Genomic DNA, 16,505 nt, shown 5'->3' on the forward strand with positions numbered 1-16,505 from the left:
TGCGTCGATGTCGACAAAATCAATTGCAATGCAACATTTTTGCTGGTAATGGATTAAACAATCCTGAAGACCGAAGAAGAACGCAGGAAAAACATGGTTCTCTCCCATTGTAGAACAAGTGTACAATGTTTGACCTGAACTGCAGTCTCAGACATAATCTTACAGCACGGTGACAATTTCGATGTCGAATGGGCGTACTGAGGAGGCAGCTTCAGGTTCGTTTTGAAAATTGAAACATTGGAAATTTCCCGTCCACGTCGACAGCGAGAAATTGCTGGCAGGTAGCGTCACCGAATTCGTCGCCTTCGAAATGAAACAATCGTGTGCTAATGGACCAATCTGTCAAAGCCATGCTTGCATATGCTACCGCGGCTCCAGGTCCATTCATGATTCGAGTGCACAAGCCGGATGGATCGTCTGAAGATCAAGAGGTTCAGGCTCCATTCGCCATTATCGGCCGCGGTCCTGGATGCGACATTGTTCTGGAAGAGTCGACTGTCTCCTCACGGCATGTCTACCTGCAGGCAATCGGTTCAAGAGTTGCATGCATCGACCTGCTGAGTACTGCAGGAATTCGCACAAATGATCCACAGTTCCGTGGTTGGCTGAGCCCTCAAACGACGCTTCAAATTGGTTCGAATGAATTGCAGCTTCTGGGGAAGAAGTGGGAAGAAGCTGACGCCTCATTAAAGACACCAATGGAATTTCGTCCTCGCGATGAAAGTCGCCCGGAGTACGGTCTATTACCGGTTGTAGAGCTGGAGTTGCTCAATACGCAGCATCAAGGGATGAAGTGGCCGATCAACCGCGTGATCACACTCGTGGGGAGCGACGATCGCTGTCGCATCACTGTTTCCGACGATCGAGTTTCGCGAGTCCAGTGTGCCCTTTTGCTCTTACCATCTGGATTATGGGTGGTGAATATGCTTGGCAAAGGGGGCATTCAGCTCAATGGAGAGGTCGTTGCGTGTGGCCACCTTTCAGCCGGCGCGGAACTGACAATCGGGCCTTACAAGTTAGCTGCCCATTACCCGGAATTCGCGAAAAACCTTGCTCCCCAACAGGCAATCCAGGCGTCCGAAAGTGAATTCCTGACTCGATCAAACCGCATTTATCAGACGCAGTCTTATCAGGATACAATTGTTGTGACGGTGATGGGGGACGCTCCGTCGTACCTCTATCAGGAAGTCCATGTCGAATCGAATCGCGTACTCGACGTCATTAGTCAGCGGAAGTACAACCATCTGGTCGTCGACTTCAGTCGGGTTCCCGTGTTAAATCATGTCGCGATGGAAGGTCTGATGAACATCTGCCGGTCGATCGAAGGAAAGTCGGCGTTTTGCGGGGCAACCCCTGAAGTCTACGCGTTGCTGCAATCGCACTCGACTGCCCGACTTTACTCGCATTATGCCAGTTTGCATGAGGCGTTACTCGCTGTCTACGTTCCAAAGTAGCAAGCGGCCTCCCATGTTCCCGTCTCTTTGTCTCGATGAGTGAGTTTCCTTTGAAAGTAGCCCATATCATCACGCGGATGATCATTGGAGGAGCGCAGGAAAACACTCTCCATTCCGTTGAGAATCAACACTCGATTGATGGCGACGACGTCACGTTGATTACCGGTCCCTCAACTGGCCCTGAAGGGAGTTTGATGGGGCGAGCTGAGTCTGGAGGTTTCCGAATCGAACTCGTTCCCAGTTTAATTCGAAGTATCCAGCCGTTGCAGGACTGGAAAGCGTACAGGCACTTGGTTGCTCTGCTGCGTCAGCTGAAACCAGACATCGTTCACACTCATAGCTCCAAAGCAGGAATTCTTGGACGGAAGGCTGCACATCACCTGGGACTACCTGTTGTCCACACGATTCACGGGGCATCCTTTCACTTCGGCCAGCATCCGCTGACCTACCGGGCATATGTGGCACTTGAAAAACTTGCGAGTCGCTGGACGGATCAGTTCATCAGCGTCGCCGATGATATGTCCAGTGAATATCTCAACGCAGGAATCGCGTCCCCTGAACGATACACGACAATTTACAGCGGGTTTGATGTCGAGCCGTTCCTGAATCCTGTACGCGATCCGAAGGGCGTTCGCGAGGAACTAGGTTTTCAGGAAGACGACATTGTCATCGGAAAGATTGGACGACTCTTTCACTTGAAGGGGCATGAGTTCATCATTGCCGCTGCGTCCAGAATTGTCGCTCAGAATCCTCGCGTCAAATTTCTGTTCGTTGGTGACGGGATCCTTCGTCAGCAGTACGAGCGAGAGATCGCGAACCAGAATTTGTCGGCACATTTCGTGTTTTCAGGACTTGTTCCGCCGACACGCATTCCGGAACTGATGTCTGCTATGGACGTTGTTGTACATACCAGTCAATGGGAAGGTCTTGCTCGAGTGCTTCCTCAGGGGCTGATTGCAGGGAAGCCAGTGGTCTCATACGACGTAGGAGGAGCGAGAGAAGTCGTTCTTCCCGGACAAACGGGCTATCTGCTCCCGAGAGACTCGGTCGATCCGTTGATCGAAGCGGTTGTTCAACTTTCCCGCGACGCTGAACTCAGGGCGAAGTTCGGGGCAACTGGAAGACGACTGTTTGCTGACCAATTCCGCCATCAGACGATGTCGAGACGGATTGGCGAAGTCTATCGAGATGTGCTTCGCCGACGATTGGGAGCTTGAAATCGGTGAAGGCCGATACGAATGACGGCAAATCATGAAACAGGACAGGGAAACAGCTCACTCGATCTTGCAATTTCAGCCCAACTAAGTATGTTTTCCGCATCGGTACCCGATAGTGTAACGGTTAGCACCACAGATTTTGATTCTGTTAGTCCAAGTTCGAATCTTGGTCGGGTAACTTTCTTTGCAACCTCTTGCAGCAGCCCATCTTAGGCAAACCCTCTACAGCAAGACTGAGCAGCAGGTCCATCGATATTTGGCACTCGAATTGTGTCAACATCCTGCTTGAAGTGCTCACGATGTCTTGGACGCACCCAGGGTGAGTGCAGCCACGTCCCGATGGACTATGAATTTTTCTTTTGCATGTCTCGCGACTTGCTGTACGCCCCTCGGTTCCGAAAGTTATCCAACGCTTCACTTTGAAAATTGCGGGTTGTCGCAGGAAGTCGTTGGTGACAACGAGTGTTGTCGGAGCCGAATGTCTTCAATCCGCGAAAATCACGTTCGGCGACCTCATCCAAGAGGACCTGCAGCGGGGTAGAGGGAGTCTGCATGACCGATGCGAGCACCGGCAATTGGCGCGACGATCTTGAACTGGCGATGCTCTCGAGATGCACTGATCTCCTCAATGTGCATTCTGTCTGGCGAGGTCATTGAGAAATTCGAAAATTGCAAACCGTTTCATCAATGGATCTTGCCGTAAGGCGAGTTATCGATCGATTTCGCCCATCATAATGTCGAGTGAGCCGACGATGGCTGGAATGTCCCCAATGAGGACCCCTTCGCAGAGTTTGGGAACCACTGCAAGGTTGCAGAAGCAGGAGCTTTTCACCCGTGCTCGCAGCGGCTCTGCCTGACCATCTCCTACGATGTAGAAGCCGATATTCCCGCGAGGAGCCTCTGTCTCCAGATACGCTTCGTTCACAGGAAGCTTCGTCGTCATCTTGAATGGAACTTTGTGTTCACCGGTCGCTGATGGGTACTTTTCCAGTCCTTGTCGAATCAGGCTGATGGACTCAACAACCTCCAGCATGCGGGCGAAGAATCGGCTCCAGTTGTCGCCGACGACCGCTTCAGCAGGCACCGCAAAACCAGGAAACGGTGCGACGGGGATGTTGAAGTTGTAGCCTTCATACATTCTCGTATAGATCGGTTCGCCGTCTCTTCGGAGATCGAAATCGATGCCGCTTCCTCGCAATACTGGCCCGGTGCACCCATAGTCGAGTGCCATTTCGCTGGAGAGAATGCCGACCCCGGCGGTTCGTTGAATGAAGATGGCATTGCGTGTGAGCAGAGCGTGATATTCGTCGATTCGCTTGCTGATCCAATCGAGAAACACCTTGACGGTGTCGATCCACGTCATCGCAGTGCCCGCCGGGATGCCGGTCAACATGGCGAGGCCATCGGGAACTCGAATCATCTCTGGGAGATCGTGTGTTGCGCCCCCAATGGTAATGTAGCTATAGGTGAGTCGCGCACCGCAGACTTCTTCGAACAGATCGAGAATAATTTCACGTTCGCGCAGGGCGTAGAGAAACGGGCTGAAGCTTCCGAGGTCGAGCCCGTAAGTCCCCATGGCGACAAGATGGCTGGCGATGCGGCCAAGTTCCACAATAATGGTGCGAAGAACCATCGCCTTTTCAGGGACCTCGATTCCCAGCAGCTTCTCGAATGTGAGCGCCATGCCGAGATTCATGTTCATCGCAGCGAGGTAGTCCATGCGGTCCGTATACGGAATCCACTGTGGACCGGAGAGATTTTCGCCGACTTTTTCCGCGCAGCGATGCAAGTAACCAATGTGTGGTGTAACTTCGTGAATCATCTCCCCGTCAGTCCGAATCAGCAGACGGAGCACACCATGGGTGCTGGGATGCTGTGGCCCCATGTTGACGAGCATTTCGTCCGTGCGAACGTCAAATTCAATGACGCGAGGATCAGGTAGCTGTGTCGTCATAATAGAACCGAAGTCTGGGAGCTAAGCGAATCTGAATGTCGAAGAAAGCAAGGAGGGCAATGGACTACCGGGCTCGAATTCCATGATATTCGAGAGGGAAGTCGTAGTCTTTTCTCAAGGGGTGTCCGACCCAGTCGTCGTCGGTGAGAATTCGGGTCAGGTTCGGATGGCCGATGAAGTGAATGCCGATGAGGTCATAGGCTTCGCGTTCGTGCCAGTTGGCAATGGGCCAGACTGTTGAGACGGTCGGGACTTCCGGAAGCTGCCCGGGTGTCTGATCTTTCCATCGTGGCAGCTTCACCTTGAGCTTGAGTCGTTGTTTTAACGAAAGGCTTTGCAGGTGATAAACGACTTCAATGTGCGGCTCATACGGAAACTTTGCGACCAGCTTGGGATTGGTTTCGAGGTAATCGACACCAGTGAGATCGCTGAGCATTTCGAATTGGCAAGCGGAGTGTTCCTTGAGGAAGCGGCAGACTTTCTCAATCGAGGCTGAGTCGACTTCAATCCAAGGATCGACAGCTTCGCTATTCAGATTGACGATGATTGACTCGCCGAATTCCTGAATGAGCCGAGTATGAATTTCTTGGATCGTCATGGGCGTTTGGAAGTCTCTTCGAGACGATGAACTTTGGATGTTGAGTCGACCGCGGGAGATGCCAGTTCGAGATCAGATGCAGACACGAGGATCGATTGCTTCGTTCCTTGTGTGGTCTCTGGGTTTGGCTGCTTTGTCATGGCGCGAACCCAATCCAGGTCTCCGCGGAACCAGACGTAAGCAAAGCCAACGAGGAGCACTGCGAAGAACACTAGAATGTCGGCGAAACTTGTCAGCGAAATCAGGAGAGCATCGGGAGCCGAAATCGCGGTCGTTGCGGTAGATGTTCCTGGTTCGAGATTCAGAAGCTTGTCGCTGAGATTACTTCGGGCGGCTTCAGACAGGCGGGAGTCCGCGAGTTGCGACGCTCCCCCGAATACCGTTGCCCACGGGAAGAAGAAGACCATTTCGACGTCGAAGATGATGAACAGCAACGCGACGACGTAGAAGCGGATGTCAAACTGGATATAGCTGCTGCCGATTGTGGGCTCGCCACATTCATAAATGGCATCTTTTTCGGGGGTCGGGAGCCGCGGACGAATCAGTCGACCAATCGTCAGCGGTGCGAGAATAAAGATCGCCCCGGCAACGATGAAGAGAACAAAATGGAGCGACAGGTCTGTCATGTTGAGCCGAGTTGTAGTTCGTAAATGATCTGAGAGGGGACTGTGGAAAAGTTCACTCTGCGTTACTTTTGCTCGACAGGAACAGGCTCTGCCGCCGCTTCAAATGGGTTCGGCTCACCTTTTACCCAAACGGGTTCAAACACGACTTTGGATTGTGCGACGATTGTCGGATTGAGCGTTGATTGGCCCCATGCGGTCTCGAGCGGGAGCTTTGCAAAGTCGACAACACATCCATCTCGGCTGAAGCCGCTGAGGTCGTGGTTCGACCCCATGAAAATGCAGTCGACAGGGCACGGGTCGACGCACAACGCACAGAACATGCACTTCGTATAGTCGATGGTGAAGCCGTCGATGCGAAACCCTTTGCCGACGGTGCTTTTTGTCTTGTCGATGTAAATACAGTCGACAGGACAAGCGACTGCACATTTATCACATCCGATGCAGGTCGTCAGATCGAAGCGGTGAAAACCACGGTAACGAGGCTTCGCCTGAATCGGTTGTTCAGGGTATTCGTAGACTTCAGTAAACGCTTTTCGATCATAGGTTTGACCCATCACGCGTAGCGTCACCCAGAGTCCTTCAAGAACAGTGGTGACTGCAATCCAGATGTTTCGAAACCAGGCAGACATTGTCACGCATCACGCGAGTTAGAGGACATCAACCATCAGGAATCCGAGGCGCCACGAAGAAATTTCGAGAGACGCGGCACTGAATACACTTTAACGGGCTGAGACACAGTATCACAACTTGTGATTGGGAATCAAATTTCGTCGAGAATCACTTTGTCGTGCCATCTTGAGAAAATCGCCGGCCTGGGCTCTATCGCCTCTCCGGATTTGGACAGTCGCGAGTGTCGCCTGGTTCGGAGTCTTGCTTTTGTGACGACTGGTTGTGCACAATGCCATGCAGGGATATTAACTTTCGGGCGTGCGTCTATGGAGTCGATTGGAATGCGAGTTCGATTTTTGGAGCTAATTCCTCTGGTGTTGCTGGCGCTCGCATGCTCTGCGTGTGATCCGAAGCAAGAAAAGCCTCCTGCTCAGCCCAATCCTGCTCCAAATCCAGCAGTTCCCGATGCGAAACCTGCAGATTCAGCTAAGCATCAGGGGACTGTTCCATCCGACCCCGCTTCAGCGTCCACCAAGAGTGAGTCGCCGTCGGAAGCGACGCCTGCCGCTGAATCCGTCGCCGAGATGAAACCGGTTGTTGAACCTGAAAAACCGGCCGACAATCCCGAGCAAGGTTCTGAGGAAATGGTGACGGACGCACCACCCGAGGGGCAGCCAGAAGCTGAAAAGCCTAAGGTCGAATTAACGGGGCCGGGTGCAGATGCCTTGCGCAAAATGCATGAATTCGCCGAAAAAAACAAAACGAGTCAGGTGCATGTCGACGTGATGGTGGAGATGGAAATCTCGGGAGAAACGCGGCAGTATCCCTCTGTGATTGAATATGCGTTTGAGAAGCCAAAGTCTGTTTCGTTTCTGCGCAAGGGGACGGGAACAGGGGTTGAATTCATTTCGGATGGGCTCAGCCTCACGATTTATCGCCCAACCACAAATGGATACCTGGTTGCCACCGTTCCTGACAGGCAGTCAGAACTCCCTCGAGTTGAAGCTGATGGTTCGCCGCTCGCTGCCCTTCAGATCGCCATCCTGGCTGGGGATGAAACCTTTGAGGAAGTCGCTGCAGCACTGGATCAATTCGAAGATCTAGGCGTCGTCGATCTCAATGGGAAAAAGGCTCATCACCTTCGAATGGGAGTGATGGGGCGAGAGTGGGAATTATGGATTGCAGAAGGTGATGAACCACTTCCGCTCAAGTGGTCCGCTGATCTGACGAGCTTTGCCGAGATTTCTGGCGGAAACAAAACAACAATGACAATGAATTTTGTCGATTGGAAAGTGAATCAGGAACTTCCGGAGGGGACATTTGTCTTTCAGCCTCCTAAAGGGGCAATGGTCGTTGAGGATTTGAATCCATTTTCACTCTTCCAAAGGGGAGGGTTGGCCGATGCGGAGCCTGAGCGTCCAGTACTTTTAGGGCAGCCTGCACCGAACATTCAGCTCCCGACACTCGACCAGGGCGAGTTCAATCTCGAAGCACAACGCGACAAAAAGATCGTCATTCTCGATTTCTGGGCGACTTGGTGCGGACCTTGTGTGGCTGCGATGCCAGCCGTGGAAGCAGTTGCTAAAGAATTTGCCGACAAAGATGTGATTCTCGTCTCAGTTAATCAGGGTGAAGACGAGGAGACGATTCGCTCATTCCTGAAGGAAAAAGGAATTGACGTCAACGTTGCATTGGATGCGGACATGGCGGTCGGTGACGCGTTTGGCGTCCAGGGGATTCCCACATTGGTGATCATCGATAAGACGGGTAAGATTCAGGTCTATCACGTTGGATTCTCCCCGAATCTTCAGCAGGAGCTGACGGAAAAACTGAATGATATTGTTGCGGGTAAAGATTTGGCTGGTGAAGACTTAGAAGCCGAAATGGAGCCGGGGGCGGAAGTGATCAACGGTGAGGAAATGATTCTCGAGATTCCGATTCCGCCCGAATTCTCTCCAGAGAATTTAGAAAAGATGCCAGCGACCGAGGAAGCGGAATAGTGGAACTGCATCTCGATACGAACGACGTTTTTGATTGTGGGGGTGGGAAACTGGTGTGAATGCGCCAGTTCAATTGAAATTATTTCAATGTTTGGCACATTTTCTGCGCCCCTGTTGAATTGGTTCCTCGAAGCGGTTATTCTCCTCGGTTCTCAGAAATCTAGTATTTTGATTTGAGTGAGCTGTTTTCATGAGTACGTTAAAGAAGAATAAACGCCTCAAGTTGGCGAAGCGAATCGCGCTGTATGGCGAAAACAAGCCAGCAACCGGGAACAGCCTCTGTCAGCGTGGTAAAGCGAAGTATCTGGGCGGTAACGGTCGCAAGACCACTGGCATTACCCGCCGTAAATTCAAGGTGAACCTCCAGAACATCCGCGTCGTTGAAGACGGGGAAGTTGTTCGCCGCAACGTTCCAGTGAGCCTGATTCGTTCGGGAATGATCGAGCGCCCAGTCGTTCGTAAGCCATTTACTGTTGAAGCGAAATAGTTTTCGCAGCCAGAGTTTGTGAACCGTAGACGCAACGCCAGAATTGTTCTGGCCTGCGTCTATTCGTCGTTGATTTGGTCGGTTTGTCTCAAAGTGTCTGCCACCGTTGATGCGTTTCCCCCTGTGCTTTCAGCACTTGAGGAGTCGCCGGATGGCTGTTAGCTTGCATGTGGTGCGCCCTTACTGATGTTGAGGGTTGTGCGCCCTGTCTGAAGTTTGTTCTCCACATTCTTCGTTCCCCAGTGCGGGGAGTCGAGTCACAAGGAAACTACTAATGTCGAAATACGTATATGGTTTTGGTGCTGGCAAGGCTGATGGTGACGGCACCATGAAGCCATTGCTCGGGGGTAAAGGGGCGAATCTTGCTGAAATGAACAAGATTGGTCTGCCAGTTCCCGCCGGCTTCACCATTACCACTGAAGTTTGTACGTATTACTACGATCACGAGCGTTCATATCCGCCCGAACTCAAAGCTCAGGTCGAAGCAGCGATCAAGCAGGTCGAAGAGACCATGGGTGCCAAATTCGGCGACTCAGAGAATCCTCTTCTTCTTTCATGCCGCTCTGGTTCACGCGAATCGATGCCAGGGATGATGGATACCGTTCTGAACATCGGTCTGAACGACGTAACCGTCGCAGCCCTGATCAAGCAGTCCGGTAACGAGCATTTTGCCTGGGACAGCTACCGCCGTCTGATTCAGATGTACGGTGACGTTGTTTTGGGTCTCAAGCCAGAGTCCAAGAACGATCCAGACCACTTTGAAGAGATCCTCGACCACGTCCGCGAACAAGCTGGCGTTGAGCACGAGAAAGACCTCTCTGTTGAAACGATCAAAGACGTCGTTAAGCAGTTCAAAGAAGTCATCAAGAAGCACGCTAAAGTCGAATTCCCATCCGACCCAATGGAACAGCTCTGGGGCTGCGTTGGTGCTGTGTTCGGCAGCTGGATGAACGACCGTGCGACAGTTTATCGTCGCCAGTACGGCATTCCTCACAACTGGGGAACTGCTGTTAACGTTCAGGCGATGGTCTTCGGTAACCTCGGCGATGACTGTGCAACCGGTGTGGGCCTCACACGTAACTGCTCAGTCGGTATCCCAGGCTTCTGCGGTGACTACCTGATCAACGCTCAGGGTGAAGACGTTGTTGCAGGAACTCGCACACCACTTCGCATCGAAGAGACACTCGGCAAAGATATGCCAGAGTCCTTCGCTCAGCTCACCGAGATCGGTAAGAAGCTTGAAGGTCACTTCAAAGAAGTTCAAGACATCGAGTTCACTGTTCAGAAGGGCAAAGTCTGGATGCTCCAGACTCGTAACGCCAAACGAACTGGTTTCGCAGCGGTCCGTATCGCTGTCGACCTCGTCAACGAAGGTTTGATCAGCGAGAAAGACGCTTTGCAGAAGCGTCGTATTCCAGCTGACGACCTGAATCAGCTTCTCCAGCCGATCTTCGATCCAGCTGGCAAGAAGAAGGCTCAGGACGAAAACCGCGTTCTGGCAAAAGGAATCAATGCTGGTCCAGGTGCTGCCACCGGCCAGGTTGTGTTCCACGCATCCGATGCTGAAGAAGCATGGAATAAGGACAACGACGTTCAGCTGATTCTGGTTCGTAAGGAAACCAGCCCAGAAGACCTTCGCGGTATGAAAGTCGCCAAGGGAATTCTGACAGCATTCGGTGGAGCTTCTTCACACGCTGCTCTGGTTTCCCGCCAGATGGGTAAGACTTGCGTTTGCGGTTGTGCTGCACTGAACATCGACTACGAAAAGGGAACCATCACAGTTGGTGATAAGGTTCTCAAAGAAGGTGACTGGATCTCCGTCGACGGCTTCACTGGCGAAGTTTTCGCTGGCAAGATCGAGACCAAAGCTTCCGAAGTGATGGAAGTGTTGCTCGGCAAGAAGAAAGCTGAAGATGCTGAAACTTACAGCCGTTACGCTCAGCTGATGGCTTGGGCTGACAAGTACCGCACACTGAAGGTCCGTGCAAATGCAGAAGCTGGCGATGCCGTTGCTGCTGTTGCACTGGGAGCTGAAGGGGTCGGACTGTGCCGTACCGAGCACATGTTCTTCGATCATCTCGACGAAATTCGTACGATGATTTTCGCTACAAAGTTCGAAGATCGCGAAAAGGCGCTGGCTCAGTTGCTCCCATTCCAGCGGGACGACTTTACCCACCTGTTCAAGACTCTTGGCGATCGCCCTGTGACGATTCGTCTGCTCGATCCACCGTTGCATGAGTTCCTCTCTGAGCACCACCTGCACGACGATCCAACACTGGCTCCAAAACTCGCCAAGGCATTCGGCGTGACAGAAGAGCAGGTTCACCGTCGCGTTGAAGAGCTCAAAGAAACCAATCCGATGCTCGGTCACCGCGGTTGCCGTCTGGGAATCGTTTACCCAGAGATCACAGCGATGCAGGCTCGTGCCATCATTGAAGCAGCTTGCCTGCTCAAGAAAGAAGGCATTAACGTTCAGCCTGAGATCATGGTCCCATTGGCTGGATTCAAGGCTGAGTTCGACAACCAGGCCAAGATCATTCGCGACACTGCAGAAGCAGTTTGCAAAGAGCACGGCGTGAAGATCGACTACACCGTCGGAACAATGATCGAGTTGCCACGTGCAGCCATCACCGCTGATGAAATCGCTCAGAACGCAGAGTTCTTCAGCTTCGGTACGAACGACCTGACTCAGACGACTCTGGGGATCAGCCGCGACGACTATAAGAGCTTCATCGGCGAGTACATGGAAAACGACATCATTCCGTCGGATCCATTCCAGACCATCGACCAAGATGGCGTTGGCAAGCTGATGAAGATCGGTACTCAGGGTGGCCGTGCGACACGACCAAATCTGAAGATCGGTATCTGCGGCGAGCACGGCGGCGATCCGAAGTCGGTTTACTTCTGTCACGAGATTGGTCTCGATTACGTGAGCTGCAGCCCACGTCGTATTCCAATCGCCCGTCTGGCCGCTGCTCAGGCAGCATTGGACAAGTAAGCCTGAAGCTGGATTTGCTCAGTCAAATCTTGTGAAGCATCGAAACCCCGAGTTCAATCTCGGGGTTTCTTTTTTTACTGGACGCCGCGTTCATAAGAGACAAAACCGTCGCACGCATACTTGCCGGCCTTGGTGTTCAGGTGCGGGCGCATCGTCTATTGAGACCACTTGCTGGAACCCTTAGAAGACGCGTATCAGGCCTGAGACAGGGGCTAGCAGTTTTGATGATTGCTGAGGCAAAACGGCGTGCTGCAGTTCAGCAACTGGTTCAGCCGAGAGTGCAGGAAACGGCCCGCTTCTCTGATTCCCAGCAGCTCCAGTACTTTGATGGATCGAAGGTTTTGGAACTCCTGAGCTGTGATTATCTCTGCCGATTCGAATCGGATGGCGAGTTCATCTGCCAAAGCCACAATCGCTGTCAAGCAACGAAACGCCGGAGCTTTTAACGGCTGATGATGATGTTGAATTGCCAACAAGATCTCCTCGGGGAGATGGTTTTGTTGCGAGAACCACGCGCCGAGTCCATCGTGTGTCGTCTGGAATAGTGATCGTTCTTCACGCTGCAGTACCTCTTCCCTGTGGAGTAGATTGTGGGGCAGTTCACCAAGTTTTTCCGGGAAAGAGATTGCAAGCAGCGACCATCCAATGTCGTGCATCATCCCCGCCGCCAGTTCGGCTCCCTGAAACGTCAGTCCGAGCAAATTTGTCAGTTGATGCGCCAAGACTGCTGTCGTGAAGCTGTGTGCAGCGAGATTCGGAATGGCATTCGATTGCTGAACGCCAAACTTTTTCAGTTTGACTGACGCAGCAGCGGCGAAAGCCAGATTCCGGAAACGACTCGGTCCCCAGTAGCTGGCAAGTGCCCTCACGCTCAAATCTGTGGGGCGAGTGATCGGTGTGAGCCACGAGTTCAGTTTGGCTAACTCATCTGTGGTTTCGTGGTCCGCTTCGATGAACTGGGCAAACTCATCTTCGGAGTATTCCAGTTGGCTTGTGAGTTGGAGTGCCTTCCTGACAGACGGCGACACCATTTCGATCGATTCGATCCGCCCGCAAAGTCTGTCGAGAAGCGTTGACGGCACAAACAAGGTATTGACCGGTGAAAGATTCGTAGATTTGAAGTTCATTCAAGCGACTCATGGTTGGCCCGGACTGCGTTCTGTCTGAGCGATTATGATTAAGTCACTTGAGTCGAGTCACGTCGATTCCACACATGAAATTATTGTGCAGTATGAACTCTCAGTGTCCCAGATTAAGCGGCGGATCATCTCATACAAACCGTTTTCAGTTTGCGAGAAAACACTCTAGTCAACGTGCATCATGCTGAGACGTTTCGTGACAAGAGGAAACTTCGAGTGCTTTACAGGTCGACGCGGGCCCAGAAGAGCCTCTCACGATCTCCACGTTCCGCCAAATCAGACAGCATTGCTTCATACGAGGGTTTGATGAAATCGTGGTAAACCTGTTTCAGGTTTACCCGAATCTGGGACCGGTTCTCGAAATCGAAGTTCTCCGGGGAGAGCCAAATGGTTGTTGCTTTCCCAGGATGAGAGATGTAGATCGTTCCCCCGGGGGTGATGGTCCCTTCGAATCTCAGCGAATTCAGTTTGTTTGTCAGCCCCAGTCGATTTTCCATTCCTTTCGCTTTGATCCAGTGCATGCTGTCGACGCTGGAACTCACAATTTTGGCGTCGAATTTTTTTGTCTCAGAAAGGGGGACCCGCCTCAGCGTGTGCATCCAATTGAAGATGCGTTCAAGTTCCTCGAAATACGATTCCAGACCACGTGATTTGTACTCGCAGTAAATGACGTCATGCCCGTTCTTCATCATTTGATCGAGCGGATATGCGTTCTTATCGAGAGAGTTCCTGTCGAGTTCACCAGCGACCACATACCAAGACTGACCTGGCGCATTTTCCCAGGTCGGTCGAGCCTCGTGTGGGAAGATGCCAACGATGGGGATTACTCCCGCGAAAACTCCTGGAGTCGAGAGCCCAATGTCAAAGCAGGCGTCGGCTCCCATTCCGTGTCCGCCAAGAAAGATACGGTCGGAGTTAATGCTCAGACGTTGGCGAGCATGATTGACCGAACTCAGGACGATCTCTCTCGCGTCCCCGTTGATGTCGTACTGCTTGTCGTTCTCTGAGGCATAATGCGGGGCAATGACGATATAGCCTCGTCGTTGTGCCCATCCCGGATGGCTCTCATCACCACCCCACCAGCGGATTTCTTCCGCATACGACCGCTGTTCGGCTTTCAGTGCAACGATCATTGGATAGCGATGCGAGGGATGGTATTCAGGAGGGAGCATCACGCTGTAACGAATTTTCTTGTTACCTATAGACGCCGGAAATTCGAATTCGTGAACGCTCCCCGTGGCCGAAATCTCGACTGGCTGCGGAGGGGGGAGATTCTTGATCAACGTGGAGACTCGCTGCAGGGTGATCCCTTCGAGGGCAGATAGAGAGGCGAGAATCTCTTTCTCTCTGGTTGGGGACTGATCGAGTCTCAGGTATTCGAGAACCAGAAAGCGCGCATCCCAGAGTCGGATCGCTTCGTCGAGATTTGTCACCGCCCCTGCATCTCCCATGATCCAGCCGGAATAGGCCAGTGCGAGCTTCTCTTGCGGGGGCTGAGTGGCGTCGTCGATGGTTCTAAGGAACGGTTCGAGTCGATTCAGACGTTCGTAGTGCAACTCATCCACCAGCGTGACGCGGAGCGATTTCAGGCGTTCGAAATGCTCGTTGTCCAGTTCCGCCTGCAGGATGTCCAGTTGCAGAATGATCTGGTCACGGTTTGCGATGGCCTTCTCGTATTCGTCCGCGATTTCTTCGGCTGATTGAAGGATCTCGGCGCTCACCCCGTCGGACGGGAAGTTTCGAGCGAACTGATACGCCAGCAAATGCTGCCCCGCTTCCCGACGTCGTTCGATTTCGTTGATCCCTTTTCGGGCAATGAACTCCCCGATCAGTTCCGCATATCTCTTGCACCATTCCGCTTCAGCAGGAAATCGTTGGGCAATTCGGCGGACCTCTTCCTGCGCTTCTTCATACCGTTGGGCCTGCAGGTAGAATAACGCGGCAGCTTTCAGTTCAGCAGGATTGTTTCGGTCGGAGGTCTTTTCGATTAACGATCGAAGCGTATCGACTGAAATTGTGGATGTATCGATCGTGTAGTCCCAATTGTATTTCAGGCTCTCGACATTAGAGTAATCGGGACGGATGTCCGTGATGCCCTGAATAATAGGGAGCATTCCTTTTTGAGTAGACAGGACGACGGTCCGGCGTCCGAAGTCGTCAAACGGTTCAATCGAGCTGAAACCGCCTACTACTGGAAACCCGGACGTTCTCGCTTGCTTCAAATGTTTCATGCTGAACGAGACATTTGAAACGGCACTTTTTTCCTCCGTTCGGCCAGCGACATTTCGACGGTGAATGATGAAACGTCGGACTCCATCGTCGATCACTGTGAAGGGATTTCCTGCAACGAGCACGGAACTGTTTTGTCGAGAAACCCCAAGATTCAGAGCAGAAACCTGCCTCGCTGTTCCCGTGAGGACGACACCGTTCTTAAGTCGCAGATCGTCTGCCTGTGCCAGATTTTTGTCAGCAATTGCGAACAGAAACAGAGTGGCGGCAAGTACGACAATGCACCGGCCGTCTATCGGATCGATGTTTGGAGAACTCTGTATGCCGTGCTGAGTAAGTGCCATCCCTAACTCTGATTCATCTCTGGTCGACAATTGAATCGTTTGTTGTTGACGCAAGTTTGAAATCCTGAGCGTCTCAGTCCATTCAATTCGTCTGGTCATCTTCAAGAGAGTCTGCTGAAACTCATGAGTTCGACGCGGATTTCTGCTGTCGTCCTTGAGCCGTAGATCATACTCCGGATTGTGATCCACCTGCCATGTGAATCTCGGAATCTGCGATGAACCGGCTGACTTGACCGGTATCGCAGTCTGGAATCGTGCCTCTGTTATCGACTGCTGCGATGCGTTGCGACCGCCGAGTTCAATTGAAGTGGGGTGCCGGTTCACTGGACTCTATTCGAAAGAACTTGTATCAAACTTGATGAGTGTGTGACTTCAGGAGACCAACTTTCAGAGGAATCGCGGGGCAACATCATGTTAAAGCGGGCAAGATGGAAACGATCTGTTACTGGAATTATCGTCTGTGCATCTGCGGTCTTGATGGCACTTGCAGGTGATGGTTTTCAGAGCGTTGCGGCAGAGAAATCACCTGAGAAATCGAACGCCAAAGTGGCCAGATTTTCACTTCCCAATCACTATGGCCAACTGGGGGTCACGGAAGATCAGCGGAAAACGCTCATCGACATTCACAACCGTTTCGAACCACGGTTCGAGGAACTTGAAGAGCAGATCCGTCAGCTGAAGGAGGAGCGCTATCAGAAAATGGGTGAGGTGCTGACACCGGGACAACGACTCCGGCTTCAGGAACTGCTGGCCGAATCTGAGGCAAAGCTACGGAAGCAGCCGAAAACGGGAGAACCTGCAAAAGAGTAGTCTTCTCACGTGAAATTCCTGAGAGGTCGACCTTCCATCG

At 52.3% G+C, this 16,505-nt stretch carries 12 protein-coding genes and 1 tRNA gene; 7 read left to right on the forward strand and 6 right to left on the reverse strand.

Going from position 1 to position 16,505, the window contains the following annotated elements; genetic code table 11:
* The first annotated feature begins 329 nt into the window (after positions 1–329).
* The 3 genes from SH668x_RS01140 (at position 330) to SH668x_RS01150 (ending at position 2,849) form a co-directional block, all read left to right on the forward strand.
* Positions 330–1,454 carry an FHA domain-containing protein gene (locus SH668x_RS01140; RefSeq protein WP_437186862.1) on the forward strand — a complete coding sequence of 375 codons (1,125 nt, stop codon included), beginning with the start codon at positions 330–332 and terminating at the stop codon, positions 1,452–1,454.
* A 50-nt stretch (positions 1,455–1,504) separates the two neighbouring features.
* The gene (locus tag SH668x_RS01145; protein WP_437186863.1) at positions 1,505–2,671 is read left to right on the forward strand and encodes a glycosyltransferase family 4 protein; all 1,167 of its coding nucleotides are present in this window, start codon (positions 1,505–1,507) and stop codon (positions 2,669–2,671) included.
* 106 nt (positions 2,672–2,777) lie between these two features.
* Positions 2,778–2,849: transfer RNA gene (locus SH668x_RS01150), tRNA-Gln, on the forward strand.
* Positions 2,850–3,380: 531 nt separating this feature from the next.
* On the opposite strand, the gene SH668x_RS01155 is transcribed toward SH668x_RS01150, so the two are convergent.
* From SH668x_RS01155 to SH668x_RS01170, 4 genes are all read right to left on the reverse strand, one after another.
* Positions 3,381–4,625, reverse strand: a complete 1,245-nt coding sequence (locus SH668x_RS01155) for an NADH-quinone oxidoreductase subunit D (RefSeq protein WP_437186864.1) — start codon at positions 4,623–4,625, stop codon at positions 3,381–3,383.
* 64 nt (positions 4,626–4,689) lie between these two features.
* Positions 4,690–5,223 (reverse strand): NADH-quinone oxidoreductase subunit C, encoded by a 534-nt coding sequence (locus tag SH668x_RS01160; RefSeq protein ID WP_437186865.1) that lies wholly within the window; start codon positions 5,221–5,223, stop codon positions 4,690–4,692.
* Positions 5,220–5,849 carry an NADH-quinone oxidoreductase subunit A gene (locus SH668x_RS01165; protein ID WP_437186866.1) on the reverse strand — a complete coding sequence of 210 codons (630 nt, stop codon included), beginning with the start codon at positions 5,847–5,849 and terminating at the stop codon, positions 5,220–5,222. Before SH668x_RS01165 ends, SH668x_RS01160 begins: the two co-directional genes overlap by 4 nt.
* A 62-nt stretch (positions 5,850–5,911) precedes the next feature.
* The gene (locus SH668x_RS01170; protein WP_437186867.1) at positions 5,912–6,478 is read right to left on the reverse strand and encodes a NuoI/complex I 23 kDa subunit family protein; all 567 of its coding nucleotides are present in this window, start codon (positions 6,476–6,478) and stop codon (positions 5,912–5,914) included.
* A 321-nt stretch (positions 6,479–6,799) separates the two neighbouring features.
* Between SH668x_RS01170 and SH668x_RS01175 the strand changes: the two genes are divergently transcribed.
* The 3 genes from SH668x_RS01175 to ppdK all read left to right on the forward strand — a co-directional run bounded on the left by SH668x_RS01175 (position 6,800) and on the right by ppdK (position 11,943).
* A complete protein-coding gene (locus SH668x_RS01175) occupies positions 6,800–8,458 on the forward strand; it encodes a redoxin family protein (RefSeq protein ID WP_437186868.1) in 1,659 nt (552 codons plus the stop codon).
* Between the two features lie 190 nt (positions 8,459–8,648).
* Positions 8,649–8,945 carry a L28 family ribosomal protein gene (locus tag SH668x_RS01180; protein WP_437186869.1) on the forward strand — a complete coding sequence of 99 codons (297 nt, stop codon included), beginning with the start codon at positions 8,649–8,651 and terminating at the stop codon, positions 8,943–8,945.
* Between the two features lie 274 nt (positions 8,946–9,219).
* Positions 9,220–11,943 (forward strand): pyruvate, phosphate dikinase, encoded by a 2,724-nt coding sequence (ppdK, locus tag SH668x_RS01185; RefSeq protein ID WP_437186870.1) that lies wholly within the window; start codon positions 9,220–9,222, stop codon positions 11,941–11,943.
* A 212-nt stretch (positions 11,944–12,155) separates the two neighbouring features.
* On the opposite strand, the gene SH668x_RS01190 is transcribed toward ppdK, so the two are convergent.
* Together SH668x_RS01190 and SH668x_RS01195 are read right to left on the reverse strand one after the other, a co-directional pair.
* Complete coding sequence (locus tag SH668x_RS01190; RefSeq protein WP_437186871.1) at positions 12,156–13,070, reverse strand: HDOD domain-containing protein; 915 nt, start codon at positions 13,068–13,070, stop codon at positions 12,156–12,158.
* A gap of 233 nt (positions 13,071–13,303) precedes the next feature.
* Positions 13,304–15,709 carry a hypothetical protein gene (locus SH668x_RS01195; RefSeq protein ID WP_437186872.1) on the reverse strand — a complete coding sequence of 802 codons (2,406 nt, stop codon included), beginning with the start codon at positions 15,707–15,709 and terminating at the stop codon, positions 13,304–13,306.
* Between the two features lie 357 nt (positions 15,710–16,066).
* On the opposite strand from SH668x_RS01195, the gene SH668x_RS01200 reads away from it, so the two are divergent.
* On the forward strand, positions 16,067–16,465 hold the full coding sequence (locus tag SH668x_RS01200; protein ID WP_437186873.1) for a hypothetical protein: 399 nt from the start codon (positions 16,067–16,069) through the stop codon (positions 16,463–16,465).
* Positions 16,466–16,505 lie beyond the last annotated feature (40 nt).

Origin of the sequence: Planctomicrobium mucosum (assembly GCF_051466335.1) — a bacterium.
Classification (GTDB): Bacteria; Planctomycetota; Planctomycetia; order Planctomycetales; family Planctomycetaceae; genus Planctomicrobium.